Raw genomic sequence first — 12449 nt, 5'->3', positions numbered from 1 at the left:
ACTGACCCCGATGGTTTTTGGGGTGTTCTGTTCGCCTGGTTTGTGTAAAGTTTGCGGAATCCAGTGCTAAGATGAATTGTTGTCGGCCGAAAAGCTCGCCCGGCCATCTTGCATTGGGGGGCGTATGCGCTGGGCTGGATTGAGGGTCATGTGGCTGCCGTTGGTGTTGGCGTCGTGCGGCGGTGGGGGCGGATCAAACGGCCAGAGCAATGGCGCGGTGGTGGTACAACCGCCGGTCTTGCAACCTGCGCCGCCGCCGCGCGGGGCGCCCATCGGCGGCGCGACCCTGGTGCCGGCCACGCTGGCCAGCGGCGTCTCCGCCAATACGCTGGAACCCGGTGAACTGAAGTCGCTGGTCGACGCGTCCGTGGTGTTGGGTACCAATGTCACCAGCACGCCCGTGTGTGCGGTCACCACTTACACACTCAAATACCATACCGTCGACGCGATGGCTGCCGACACCGATGCCAGCACCGCCATCATGATCCCTTCCGGCAAGGACGCGGCCTGCCAGGGCAGCCGGCCCGTGCTGTTGTATGCGCACGGCACCTCCGTGAAAAAGAGCACCGACATGGCCGACCTGTCGGCCAGCGAGCCGCTGATGATCGCCGCCTTGTTCGCCGCCCAGGGCTACATCGTGGTGGCGCCGAACTATGCTGGATATGCGGGCTCGTCACTGGGCTATCACGCCTACCTCGACGCCGCCCAGCAATCGAGCGATATGGTTGATGCCTTGCGCGCCGCCCGCACCGCCTTCGGCTCGATGAAGGCGGCCGCGTCGAGCCGGCTGATGGTGACCGGCTATTCGCAAGGCGGCTATGTGGCGCTGGCGACGCAGCGCGCGATGCAGACAGGGTACGCAGGCGAGTTCGCCGTGACCGCCGCCGCGCCGCTGTCCGGCCCGTATGCGCTGCTGCTGGCCGGCGACACCATTTTCAGCGGCGCGCCGACGGTCGGCGCGACCGGCTTCCTGCCGCTGGTGATCAATGCCGGCCAGCGCGCCGGCGCGGCGCTCTATTCCAGCACGGCCGATATCTATGAGGCCAAGTACGCGACCGGCATCGACACGCTGCTGCCGGGCACGCGCGGCTTCGGCGACCTGGTGGCCGCCGGCAAGCTGCCCGACGATGTGCTGTTCGCGCAGGATTCGTTGCCGCAGGCAAGCGGCTACGCATCGTTCTTCGGTCCGGATCACTTGATAAGGACCAGTTACCGCGACGCCTACCTGGCCGACCTGAAGGCCCATCCGTGCAACGCCAGTGCCGCCAGTCCGCTCGATTGCGCCCCGGCCCAACCGCTGCGCCGTTGGCTGCTGAAAAACGATTTGCGCACCTATGCGCCGGCCGTGCCGCTGTTCCTGTGCGGTGGCGCCGACGATCCGGTGGTGTCCTTTGCCAACACCAAGGCGGCGGGCGCCTACTTTGCCGCGCGCGGCGCGACGGCGATCACGGGCCTCGATCTGGAGGAAACGTCGCTGACCGCGCCGTATTTGAGCACGCGGCTGCAATTCGCCGCTGCCAAGGAGGCGCTGCGCTTCGCCAACAAGTCGGTCAAGGACAGTTATCATGCGGGCCTCGTCGCGCCGTTTTGCGTGCGTGAGGCACGTGCGTTTTTCGATTCTGCCCCAAACCGCTAGCGCGGCATTGATGAAGATTAAACTTGCAACGGGATAGCCGAGCAACTGTTCTTTTTTGCTCACAACTATTGCGTTTGTCAGGTGTTTTCCTATACAAGTATCGATAAGGCTGGCATATTAGTTGGGATGCGAATAGCACGCTCGTTCGTATCAAACCATAAAAAGATATTTACAGGAGACAACATGCGCAACACCAAATTTGCACTCGCTGCAATGACTTTGGCCGTCCTGGCCGGTTGCGGCGGCAGCGCCGACCCGAAACCGGGTGATCAAAGCATCAAAAACAAGTACAGCGCCCAGGTGTCCTTCGGCGATAGCCTGTCCGATGTGGGCTCGTATGCCGTCGGCACCGTGGCTGCGCTCAAAGGCGGCAAATTCACCATCAACGGCGACAACACCGCCATTTCCCCGACCCTGACCGGCAAGAACTGGACCGAACTGGTCGCCGCCCAGCTGGGTGTGGCGGCGCCATGCGCGGCCGTCACCGGCCTCGACGGCGACGCCTCCAAGGGCTTCTCGGTGCCGCAGGTGGCCCACGCCGGCTGCTATGGCTATGCCCAGGGCGGTTCCCGCGTCACCAATCCGGTTGGCCCCGGCAATAAATTGGCCGGCAGCGCGCTGGGCGCGTTGACCATTCCCGTCGTTACCCAGGTGGCGAACCACCTGAAGGCGGTCGGCGGCAAGTTCAAGGGTGACGAGATGGTCTTCGTCATGGCAGGCGGCAACGATGTGCTGTTCCAGCTGGCCGCGCTGAGCGCCGGCGCCACCGCCGCCGGTACCGCCGCCGGCGGTCCTGTCTACTTGCAGAGCCTGGTGCCGCAACTGGCCGCTGGCGCGACCAATCCGCAGACCGCCGCGCAAGCGATCGGTTTTGCCGCGCAGACCGAAGCGGCGCGCGCCGGCAGCACCCAGGCCAGCATCACCCAGGTCGCCATCGGCGCCGCCGCCGTTCAGCCGGGTAACTCGGCCGTCGCCTCGCAAACCGTCTACGGACCGATGGTCGCCAAGGCCACCGCCGACGCTACCGCCGCCGGCAACAAGGCCGGACTGGACTACGCCACCGCCAAGGGACCTGAACTGGTCGCCGCGCTGGGCGCCGCCGGGACGGAATTGGCCAACCTGGTCAAGACGCAGATCCTCGCCAACGGCGCCAACTACGTGACGGTGAATAATCTGCCGGACGTGGCCACCACGCCGTCGGGCCGTGGCCAGTCGGCCGCCACCCAGGCGCTGATCAACGCCATGGTGAGCGCCTTCAACAACGCGCTGACCGCCGGGCTGTCGGCCGAATCGAAGGTCCTGATCGTCGACGTGTTCGCCGTCAGCCACGACCAGGCGACCAATCCCGGCCCCTACGGCCTGACCAACGTGACCGAGCCGGCGTGCGACCTGAGCGTCGCCAAGAACCCGCTGGGCACGTCGCTGGCGTGCAATGGCGGCAATCTCAAATCGGGCGATGTCAGCCACTACTCGTTCGCCGATGAAGTCCACCCGACCCCGTTCAACAACCTGCTGCTGGCCCGCTACGTTTCCAGAAGCCTGGTGACCAAGGGCTGGCTGTAATTCTGTCGTCGCAGGTGACGCCGCCGTCCAAGGCGGCGCGCCGGACAACTATATAAAAAATCAGGAGACGATATGAACAAGGGTTTCAACACCACCGTAAAACTGCTGGCGCTGGCCGCCGCGATGTCGGTGGCCACGGCCGCGTCGGCGCAACAAACCGCCGGCACTTGGCTTGCCACCGCCGGTATCAATAAAATCACGCCGAAGGTCAAGTCCGGCGACGTGTCGGCGCCGGCGCTGCCCGGCACCAAGGCCGATATCGATCCGGACACCAAGCCGCGCTTCGCGTTCGCCTACATGGTGACCGACAATATCTCGGCCGAACTCGACCTGGGCCTGCCGTACAAGCACGACCTGGTCGGCGCCGGATCGATCGAGGGCACGGGCAAGCTGGGCACGTCGGAAGTGTTGCCGCCGACCGCGTTTATCCAGTATCGCTTCCTGCCGGCCAACGCGATGTTCCGGCCGTATGTCGGCCTCGGCATCACCTACGCGCACTTCCAGAAGGAACGCGGTTCGGGCCAGCTGACGGCGATCCTGAACACCGGCGGCCCGGGCGCGACCTTCAAGGTCGACGACAAATGGGCGGCCAGCTACCAGATCGGCGCCACGGTCAAGATCAACGAGCAGTGGTTTGTCGATGCGACCGTGATCAAGACCAAGCTCAAGACCCAGGTGCATTTCTCGACCGGCCAGAACCAGGACATCCGCCTCGATCCGCTGGCCGTGAGCGTCAGCATTGGTTACAACTTCAAGGGCTTCAATTTCTGATTGCTGGCTGGACCGGATAAAAAAAACCGCTGCGATGTTCTGCAGCGGTTTTTTTTCGTCCGTGGCCGGGACTTACTGGAATGCCTGGATGCCGGTCTGCGCGCGGCCCAGGATCAAGGCGTGGATGTCGTGCGTGCCCTCGTAGGTGTTGACCACTTCCAGGTTGACCATGTGGCGGATCACGCCGAACTCGTCCGAGATGCCGTTACCGCCGAGCATATCGCGCGCCACGCGGGCGATGTCGAGCGACTTGCCGCACGAATTGCGCTTCATCATCGAGGTGATTTCCACCGCTGCCGTGCCGGCGTCCTTCATGCGGCCCAGCTGCAAACAGCCCTGCAAGCCTAGCGTGATTTCGGTCTGCATGTCGGCCAGTTTCTTTTGCACCAGCTGGTTGGCGGCCAGCGGACGGCCGAACTGCGAGCGGTCCAGCACGTACTGGCGGGCGATGTGCCAGCAGGCCTCGGCCGCGCCCAGCGCACCCCAGGCGATGCCGTAGCGCGCCGAATTCAGGCAGGTGAACGGGCCCTTCAGGCCGCGCACGTCCGGGAAGGCGTTTTCTTCAGGGCAGAACACGTTGTCCATGACGATCTCGCCGGTCAGCGAGGCGCGCAGGCCGAACTTGCCGTGGATGGCGGGGGCGCTCAGGCCGGCCATGCCTTTTTCCAGCACGAAGCCACGGATCGCGCCTTCGTCGTCCTTGGCCCACACCACGAACACGTCGGCCACCGGCGAATTGGTGATCCACATCTTGGCGCCGGTCAGTGCATAGCCGCCCGGCACTTTCTTGGCGCGGGTAATCATCGAACCAGGATCGGAACCGTGGTTGGGCTCGGTCAGGCCGAAGCAGCCGATCCACTCGCCGGTCGCCAGTTTCGGCAGGTATTTCTGGCGCTGCGCCTCGGTGCCGAATTCGAAGATCGGCACCATCACCAGCGACGATTGCACGCTCATCATCGAGCGGTAGCCGGAATCGACGCGTTCGACTTCGCGCGCGATCAGGCCGTAGGACACGTAGTTCAGGCCGGGACCGCCATATTGGTCGGGAATGGTCGGGCCCAGCAGGCCCAGCTCGCCCATTTCGCGGAAGATCGACGTGTCCATCTTCTCATGGCGGAACGCCTCCAGGATGCGCGGCGCCAGCTTGTCCTGGCAATACGCTGCGGCGGCGTCGCGCACCATGCGCTCGTCGTCGGTCAGTTGCTGATCTAGCAACAAAGGGTCATCCCAGTGGAATTGGGCGCGGGCTTGGCTCATGGTGGTCTCTCATTATGGTGAATGCTGCCAGCATTCTATGCCGCGCCGCTGACCCCGGCTTTCCAAATGGCGACACCAATTTCCGTTTTTCGACGTTGCCGCGGTGACTTCAGCCCAGGCTGCCGAACTGGCCGCCGTGGAAGATCAGCGGCGGCGCCGGCGTAAATTCGCACAACTCGACCTCGCCGACGAAGATGACGTGGTCGCCCTCGGGATAGCGGCTGCGGTTATGGCATTCGAACCAGGCCGATCCGCCCTTGAGGATGGGATGGCCGGTGCGCGACAGCTCGTATTCGACGCTTTCCCACGGATTGCTGCCGCGCGTGGCGAACAGCTTGGCCAGATGGGCCTGGCCGGCGCTGAGCACGTTGATGACGTAATGGGAGTTACCCGTGAAGATAGGCATGCTGTTGGCGCCGTTCGACAGGCTCCACAGCACCAGCGGCGGATCGAGCGAGACCGAGTTGAAGGAACTGGCGGTCAGGCCGCGAAACGTCCCGTCCGCCAGCCGGGTGGTGATCACGGTCACGCCGGTGGCGAACTGGCCCAGCGCCTGACGGAAATGGGCGGTGTCGAAAGCGCGTTCTTCAGCGCGGGGGGAGATGGTATGCATGGTCGGCCTGGGTTCTTTTAGCCATTATGCCAAAGATTTGCGGCCGCGACGGATTACCCCTGCTCCCGGGGGTGCTACCTGTGCTGTTGGGGCGCGTTCACTTACCGGCTGGCGGGTACATGTATTTGCGCGACCAGGGCAATGTGCCGCCGCGCTGGCCGGCCTTGTGGCCGACGATCTGATACAGACTGATCCAGTCCTGCTCGAACGCGTAGCTGCAACCGGCCAGGTACACGTGCCAAATGCGGTAGCGCTTGTCTCCGCCCAGCGCGCGCAGCCGCTCGGCCTGCGCTTCGAAATTGTCGGTCCAGATGGCGCAGGTGCGGGCGTAATGGCGGCGCAGGTTTTCCACGTCGTAGGCCTCCAGGCCGCCTTGCTGCATCGCCTTGAGCACGCTGCCGACATGCGCCAGCTCCCCATGCGGGAATACATATTTGTCGATGAACTCGCCGCCGCCGTACGGCGTCTGTGCGTTGTCCGGATCGGTGGACGTGATGCCGTGATTCATCACCAGGCCTTCCGGCGCCAGCAGCCGCTCGATGGCGGCGAAGTATTCCGGCAAATGCCGCAAGCCGACATGCTCGAACATGCCGACGCTGGTGATGCGGTCGAATTGTCCGCGCACTTCGCGATAGTCCTGCAGGCGGATCTCGATCAGGTGCTCGAGACCGGCCTCCCGCACCCGCTGCCGCGCCAGCGCGCACTGGTTTTCCGACAAGGTGACGCCGACGCAGCGCACGCCGTATTGCTGCGCGGCGCGGATCACCAGCGCGCCCCAGCCGCAGCCGATGTCGAGCAGCGTGTGCTGCGGCGCCAGCGCGATCTTGCGCAGGATGTGGTCGATCTTCTTGAGCTGGGCGGTGGTCAGGTCCTCGTCGCCGTTCTCGAAGTAGGCGCAGGAATAGACCAGGCTCGGATCGAGGAATTGCGCGTAGAAATCGTTGGAGACGTCGTAGTGGTAGCGGATCGCCTCGGCGTCCTTTTGCTTGTCGTGCTTGATGCCGCGCGCCAGCCGCGAAAACTTGCGCTCCGGCTTGAGCGTGGTGCGCGCCAGCGCGTTGACGACCGCGATCATGTCGCGCGCCGCGCCCTTGACCTCGATCGCGCCTTCCACGTACGCCGTGCCCAGGTTGGCCAGCGACGGCTTGAGCAGGTAGCGCGCGGCCGATACGTTGGGCAGGCGTATCGTCACGCGCGGCGGCTCGCTGGAAAAGTCGACGCACTGACCGTTCCACAATTCAATCCGCAGCGGCAGCGCAATCTGCCGCCGGATGCCGGCGATCCAGGCGCTGAATCGATTTTGTACGAACACTTGTGCCAGCACGATACACCTCCGGTTCAGAAATAAAAAAGACCACCGCAAGCGATGGTCCGGATTCCGAATCGGCGCGCATTCGCCGGCCGTGGTTACGGCTGCAAGCGCTCCTTGATCCAGCTGCCATCTGCCTGTTTCACGTACACAATCCGGTCGTGGAAGCGCGAACGCCGCCCCTGCCAAAACTCGATGCGCACCGGCTCCAGACGGTAACCGCCCCAGTGGGCGGGCCGCACCGGATGCTCGCCGCTGACGGCGGCCGTGGCGTCGTAATTGGCTTCCATCTGTTCCCGGTTGGCGATGGGCTCGCTCTGCCGCGACGCGATCGCGGCGATCTGGCTCTTCACCGGCCGGCTCTGGAAGTATTGATCGCTTTCCTCGGCCGAAGTTTTGACGACCTTGCCTTCGATGCGCACTTGACGCTCGAGTTCGTTCCAAAAGAATAGCAGCGCCGCGTGCGGGTTGTCGCGCAATTGCCGGCCCTTTTGGCTTTCGTAATTGGTGTACCAGGTAAAGCCGCGCGGATCGAATTGCTTGATCAAAACAATGCGCGAGGTCGGCTTGCCGTCGGCGTCCACCGTGGCAACGCTCATCGCGTTCGGCTCGTTGACCTTGGCGTGCAGCGCCTCGTCGAACCACTTGCCGAACTGGGCGATCGGGTCGTCGAGCACGTCCGCTTCCGTCAGGCTGGCGCGGCCATAGTCAAGGCGCAAATCGGCCAGCACCACGCCGTCGGCCACGGCGTGGGCGACCGCCACCTGTTTCTGTTCGGGCACCTGGCTTTGCGGCAGCTCGGGCGTGATGCCGCGCCGCAGTTGCATCGCGCTGCCCAGTTGCGCCATTTGTTCCGGGCTGAACAGGCGCTTGGCCATCGGCGCGATGTTCGCTTCCTCCTTGGCCATGTGGGCAGTGTAGGCGTCGCAGAACCGCTGCACGTCCGGCGCGGACAGCTCGGCGCTGTCTCCGGCGGCGATTTTTTCCAGCTGGGCGCGGACGATTTCCCAGTCCTTGTCCATGTCCTGGTGGTCGGCCAGGATGCCGGGCACCAGCGCGTCGAGCAGCGCGGCGTCGGCGTCGCGGGCGGTGGCCTGCAACATCGGCATCAGGTTTTGCTCTTCGTCGTCGTGGTGCAGGTGGGCCGCGTTGTTGAAATACTTGAGCACGGCCTGCGCGGCTTTTTGCGCCTCGGCATCGGCGCCGTGCGCGGGCAGGTGGGTCAGCAGGTTTTGCATCGTCGACAATTGCTTGCGGATGCGGTCGTGGCAATGTTTCAAGACTGCTATCGGCTGGCTGAAATCGGGGGCGGTGTCGAACAGTGGTTTATTCTCTGCGTTGCTCATGGCGTGGGGGCTTGGTCTGGGTAGAAAGTCATTCTAGAATAATTCTTCTCCCCGCGTCCGGTAAAATGACGGAATGAACAGTATCTCCGACCTCAACGTCGACGAATCAGTCGACTTCGACCGCCGTTTCGGCGGCATCGCCCGATTGTATGGCGAACGCGCGCTGGCGCGCTTCCGTGGCGCCCACGTGTGCGTGGTCGGCGTCGGCGGCGTCGGCTCGTGGATCGTCGAGGCGCTGGCCCGCAGCGCCATCGGCCAGCTGACCTTGATCGACCTCGACAACGTGGCCGAGTCGAACATCAACCGCCAGATCCAGGCGCTGACCGCCACCGTCGGCCAGGCAAAGATCAGCGCGCTGGCCGAGCGCATCGCGCAGATCAACCCTTACTGCGTGGTCAACCAGATCGAGGACTTCGTCAGCGCCGACAATCTCGACGAGATGCTCGGCGCCGGCAAGTTCGACTACGTGGTCGACGCCATCGACAGCGTCAAGGCCAAGGCCGCGATGATCGCCTATTGCCGCCAGCACGCGCTGCCGCTGGTCATCATCGGCAGCGCCGGCGGCCAGACGGACCCGACCCAGATCGCCGTGCGCGACCTGGCCCGCACCGAGCAGGAACCGCTGCTGAAAAAAGTGCGCAAGGTCTTGCGCAGCCAGTACGGCTACCCGCGCGGCGAGAAAACCAAGTTCCACGTGGACGCGGTGTTCTCGATGGAACCGCTGAAGTTTCCCGAAACGGGCGAGGTCTGCGCGGTGGACGGCGACGACCGCGCCGGCGGCGTGACAGGTCTGAATTGCGCAGGCTTCGGCTCGGCGATGGTGGTCACGGCCACCTTTGGCATGGTCGCCGCCGGCCACGTGCTGCGCCAGCTGGCCGACAGCGCGCAGACCGCGCTACCCGAGGTCTCGCCCGACGCCCCCGCGTAGATTTTATCCGGTGCGCCTGGCAGGTTTGCTATCATTGTGCGCGCTGGCCCGGCCGCGGTGCCGTCCACAGAAACTCATTGAAAGAAAAAACATGACGCGTAGTTCCGTTTTAGTAGCCATGCTGTGCGCGCTGGCGGCCTCCGTGGCCCAGGCCCAGACTCCTGCCGCGCCTGCAGCCCCGGCCGCTCCCGCAGCTCCGGCCGCGCAAGCCGCGCCGACCACCACCGCAACGCCCGCCGTCGCGCCGCCACCGCCACCGATGGTGGTCGGTTCGGCCACCCCGGGCCCGGCAGCCGAGCAATTGATCGTCACCGACACTAAGGTCGGCACCGGAAAGGAAGCGAGCACCGGCGCCACCGTCTACATGCACTACACCGGCTGGCTGTATCGTCCGCTGGCGAAAAACATGCACGGCAAACTGTTCGACTCGTCGATTCCACGCGGCGAGCCGCTGGACTTCGTGCTTGGCGCCGGGCGCGTCATCAAGGGTTGGGACCAGGGTATCCAGGGCATGAAGGTCGGCGGCAAACGCACCTTGATCATTCCATCCGAGCTGGCCTACGGCTCGCGTCCGTCGCCGGGCAGCGGCATCCCGCCGAATTCGGCGCTGATTTTCGACGTCGAATTGATGGATGTGAAGTAAGCGTATAAAGATGTCGTTGGCCGCGCGGGAGGAGTAGACTGGTTACTCCCCATCGCGCGGAGGTTTTTTTCATGAAAATTGCCAACGACGTTACCGAACTGATCGGCCACACCCCGCTGGTGCGGCTGCATCGACTGACCAAGGGCATGGCGGCCGACGTACTGGTCAAGCTCGAATACTGCAATCCGGCCCATAGCGTGAAAGACCGCATCGGCCTGTCCATGATCGAAGCGGCCGAGGCGGCCGGCCAGATCCACCCCGACACCATCATCCTCGAACCGACCAGCGGCAACACCGGCATCGCGCTGGCGATGGTCTGCGCCGCGCGCGGCTACCGCTGCACGCTCGTCATGCCGGACACCATGAGCCGCGAGCGCCGCATGCTGCTGCGCGCCTATGGCGCCGAGTTGATCCTGACGCCGGGCAGCGAAGGCATGCTGGGCGCTATCCACCGGGCCGAGGCGCTGGCCGAGAGCGATCGCCGCTACCTGATGCCGCAACAGTTCAACAATCCCGCCAACCCGGATGTGCACCGCCGCACCACGGCCGAGGAAATCTGGAACGACACCGACGGCCGTGTCGACATGCTGGTAGCCGGCGTGGGCACCGGCGGCACCATCACCGGCGTGGGCGAGGTGATCAAGGCGCGCAAGCCGGAGTTCCGCTGCGTCGCGGTCGAGCCGGAGGCCTCGCCGGTGCTGGCCAAAGGGACCAAGGGACCGCACCCGCTGCAAGGCATCGGCGCCGGCTTCGTGCCGGCCGTGCTCAACACAAAGGTGTACGACGAAATCATCGGCGTGAGCAACGACAACGCCTTCGAGACCGCGCGCCAGGCGGCCAGCCAGGAAGGGTTGTTGGTGGGGATATCGTCCGGCGCGGCGCTGTGGGCCGCGCTGCAAGTGGCGCGCCGGCCGGAAAGCGCCGGCAAGATGATCGTGACGATCATCCCGTCGTTCGGCGAGCGCTATCTAAGCACCGCGCTGTACGCCAAGTTCGCGGATTAGTGCGCAGGTTCTTGCAAGCAGCACTCGTGCACCGTCGTACCAAGCCGCAACTGCAAAGTGCTGTGCTGGATTGAAAAATCCTCGCGCAGCTGGCGGCTGATGTCGTCCACCGCCAGGTCGCCCGGATAGCCGGCCGGCGTGACCAGCTGCGCGGTCAGCGCCGTCTCGGTGGTGCTCATCGCCCAGATATGCAGGTCGTGCACTTCGGTCACGCCGGGACGCCCGCGCAGGAACTGCTCGATCTCGGCGCGATCCACATTGTCCGGCACGGCCGCCAGCATCATCCGCAGCGACTGCTTGAGCAGCGACCAGGTGCTGTAGACGATAATCGCCACAATCACCATGCTGACCGCCGGATCGACCCAGTTCCAGCCCGAATAACGAACCACCACGCCCGCGATCAGCACACCCAGCGAGATCGCCGCGTCGGCCGCCATGTGCAGGTAGGCGCCACGGATATTGATGTCGTCCTTGCTGCCGGACATGAACAGCCACGCCGAGAAGCCGTTGATCAGAATGCCGACGCCGGCAACCACCGACACCGTCATGCCGCCCACCGGCTCGGGATGCGCCAGCTGCTGCACCGCCTCGAAGGCGATACCGCCGCAGGCCACCATCAGCAACATGGCGTTGAACAGCGCCGCCAGCATCGACGTGCTGCGCAGGCCGTAGGTGTAGCGCTGGTTGGGCAGGCGCTTGGCCAGGATAGCCGCGCCCCAGGCCAGCATCAGGCCCAGCACGTCGGACAGGTTGTGGCCGGCGTCGGCCATCAGCGCGGTGGAATTGGCCAGGAACCCGTAGAAGAACTCGACGCCGACGAATGCCAGGTTGAGCACGATGGCAATCGCGAAGGCGCGGCCCATGGTGTTGGGATCGCCGTGGTGGTGGTGACCGTGGCCGTGCGCGTGATCGTGACCATGTCCATGATCGTGGGAATGGCCTTTTGCCGCCTTTTTTGCGGGCGCGTGGCCATGATCGTGCTCGTGCTCGTGCTCGTGGTCATGGTCGTGGTGATCGTGATCGTGGTGATCGTGGTGCTTGCTCATGCTTCGTTCCCGTTGGAAGGTTCGGCGATATGTTCCAGCATATCGTTCAGGACGTCGCTGATATGCGCATCGGCGGCGGTGTAGAAAACTTGTTTGCCTTGGCGCTCGGACTTCACAATTCGCGCCGCGCGCAGCAAGCGCAAGTGGTGGCTCACCAGGGAGCTGCTCAGTTCAAGGGAAGTGGCGATGTCGCTGACGGCGATCGGCGCCGCCACGCAGGCGAGTACGATGCGCAAGCGCGTCGGATCGCCCAGCAGGTGGAACAAATCGGCCAATTGCGCGATGGCGGGATCGACGCCGGCGTAGTCGTGTTGACAGCTCATGTGCTTAACT

The 12449-nt window shown here is 64.5% G+C and carries 12 protein-coding genes; 6 read left to right on the top strand and 6 right to left on the bottom strand.

From position 1 onward, the window contains the following. The first annotated feature begins 148 nt into the window (after positions 1 to 148). From ACZ0BA_RS19550 to ACZ0BA_RS19540, 3 genes are all read left to right on the top strand, one after another. Complete coding sequence (locus ACZ0BA_RS19550) at positions 149 to 1636, top strand: alpha/beta hydrolase family protein (protein WP_463452858.1); 1488 nt, start codon at positions 149 to 151, stop codon at positions 1634 to 1636. Positions 1637 to 1819: 183 nt separating this feature from the next. After that, the gene (locus ACZ0BA_RS19545) at positions 1820 to 3199 is read left to right on the top strand and encodes an SGNH/GDSL hydrolase family protein (protein ID WP_463452857.1); all 1380 of its coding nucleotides are present in this window, start codon (positions 1820 to 1822) and stop codon (positions 3197 to 3199) included. Positions 3200 to 3271: 72 nt separating this feature from the next. Next, entirely contained in the window at positions 3272 to 3970 is a 699-nt protein-coding gene (locus tag ACZ0BA_RS19540) for an OmpW/AlkL family protein (protein ID WP_463452856.1), read from the top strand. A gap of 72 nt (positions 3971 to 4042) precedes the next feature. Here ACZ0BA_RS19540 and ACZ0BA_RS19535 read toward each other — a convergent pair whose 3' ends face one another. The 4 genes from ACZ0BA_RS19535 to pdxH form a co-directional block, all read right to left on the bottom strand. After that, entirely contained in the window at positions 4043 to 5227 is a 1185-nt protein-coding gene (locus ACZ0BA_RS19535) for an acyl-CoA dehydrogenase (protein ID WP_090325377.1), read from the bottom strand. A gap of 109 nt (positions 5228 to 5336) precedes the next feature. Then, entirely contained in the window at positions 5337 to 5840 is a 504-nt protein-coding gene (locus ACZ0BA_RS19530) for a flavin reductase family protein (RefSeq protein WP_463452855.1), read from the bottom strand. Between the two features lie 97 nt (positions 5841 to 5937). Continuing rightward, positions 5938 to 7152, bottom strand: a complete 1215-nt coding sequence (locus ACZ0BA_RS19525) for a class I SAM-dependent methyltransferase (protein ID WP_463454794.1) — start codon at positions 7150 to 7152, stop codon at positions 5938 to 5940. Positions 7153 to 7247: 95 nt separating this feature from the next. After that, a complete protein-coding gene (gene pdxH / locus ACZ0BA_RS19520; RefSeq protein WP_463452854.1) occupies positions 7248 to 8495 on the bottom strand; it encodes a pyridoxamine 5'-phosphate oxidase in 1248 nt (415 codons plus the stop codon). 73 nt (positions 8496 to 8568) lie between these two features. Here pdxH and tcdA point away from each other — a divergent pair, with 73 nt between their 5' ends. The 3 genes from tcdA to cysK all read left to right on the top strand — a co-directional run bounded on the left by tcdA (position 8569) and on the right by cysK (position 11070). Then, complete coding sequence (tcdA, locus tag ACZ0BA_RS19515) at positions 8569 to 9423, top strand: tRNA cyclic N6-threonylcarbamoyladenosine(37) synthase TcdA (protein ID WP_463452853.1); 855 nt, start codon at positions 8569 to 8571, stop codon at positions 9421 to 9423. Between the two features lie 118 nt (positions 9424 to 9541). Further along, positions 9542 to 10066: an FKBP-type peptidyl-prolyl cis-trans isomerase gene (locus ACZ0BA_RS19510; protein WP_463454793.1), complete on the top strand. Its 525-nt coding sequence runs from the start codon at positions 9542 to 9544 to the stop codon at positions 10064 to 10066. 71 nt (positions 10067 to 10137) lie between these two features. After that, positions 10138 to 11070 (top strand): cysteine synthase A, encoded by a 933-nt coding sequence (gene cysK, locus ACZ0BA_RS19505; RefSeq protein WP_463452852.1) that lies wholly within the window; start codon positions 10138 to 10140, stop codon positions 11068 to 11070. Here cysK and ACZ0BA_RS19500 read toward each other — a convergent pair. Together ACZ0BA_RS19500 and ACZ0BA_RS19495 are read right to left on the bottom strand one after the other, a co-directional pair. Beyond that, positions 11067 to 12116 carry a cation diffusion facilitator family transporter gene (locus ACZ0BA_RS19500; protein ID WP_463452851.1) on the bottom strand — a complete coding sequence of 350 codons (1050 nt, stop codon included), beginning with the start codon at positions 12114 to 12116 and terminating at the stop codon, positions 11067 to 11069. The two genes, cysK and ACZ0BA_RS19500, sit on opposite strands and share 4 nt — an antisense overlap. Further along, complete coding sequence (locus tag ACZ0BA_RS19495) at positions 12113 to 12439, bottom strand: ArsR/SmtB family transcription factor (protein ID WP_463452850.1); 327 nt, start codon at positions 12437 to 12439, stop codon at positions 12113 to 12115. Before ACZ0BA_RS19495 ends, ACZ0BA_RS19500 begins: the two co-directional genes overlap by 4 nt. Positions 12440 to 12449 lie beyond the last annotated feature (10 nt).

This window comes from Duganella sp. AC917, from assembly GCF_979258245.1.
This window is presented reverse-complemented; position numbering and strand designations above follow the sequence as displayed.

What these genes read in the sequence shown, in the direction of transcription:
- ACZ0BA_RS19550 (WP_463452858.1), top strand. Translation starts at nt 149, where the DNA reads ATGTGGCTGCCGTTGGTGTTGGCGTCGTGCGGCGGTGGGGGCGGATCA.
- ACZ0BA_RS19545 (WP_463452857.1), top strand. Translation starts at nt 1,820, where the DNA reads ATGCGCAACACCAAATTTGCACTCGCTGCAATGACTTTGGCCGTCCTG.
- ACZ0BA_RS19540 (WP_463452856.1), top strand. Translation starts at nt 3,272, where the DNA reads ATGAACAAGGGTTTCAACACCACCGTAAAACTGCTGGCGCTGGCCGCC.
- ACZ0BA_RS19535 (WP_090325377.1), bottom strand. Translation starts at nt 5,227, where the DNA reads ATGAGCCAAGCCCGCGCCCAATTCCACTGGGATGACCCTTTGTTGCTA.
- ACZ0BA_RS19530 (WP_463452855.1), bottom strand. Translation starts at nt 5,840, where the DNA reads ATGCATACCATCTCCCCCCGCGCTGAAGAACGCGCTTTCGACACCGCC.
- pdxH (WP_463452854.1), bottom strand. Translation starts at nt 8,495, where the DNA reads ATGAGCAACGCAGAGAATAAACCACTGTTCGACACCGCCCCCGATTTC.
- tcdA (WP_463452853.1), top strand. Translation starts at nt 8,569, where the DNA reads ATGAACAGTATCTCCGACCTCAACGTCGACGAATCAGTCGACTTCGAC.
- ACZ0BA_RS19510 (WP_463454793.1), top strand. Translation starts at nt 9,542, where the DNA reads ATGCTGTGCGCGCTGGCGGCCTCCGTGGCCCAGGCCCAGACTCCTGCC.
- cysK (WP_463452852.1), top strand. Translation starts at nt 10,138, where the DNA reads ATGAAAATTGCCAACGACGTTACCGAACTGATCGGCCACACCCCGCTG.
- ACZ0BA_RS19500 (WP_463452851.1), bottom strand. Translation starts at nt 12,116, where the DNA reads ATGAGCAAGCACCACGATCACCACGATCACGATCACCACGACCATGAC.
- ACZ0BA_RS19495 (WP_463452850.1), bottom strand. Translation starts at nt 12,439, where the DNA reads ATGAGCTGTCAACACGACTACGCCGGCGTCGATCCCGCCATCGCGCAA.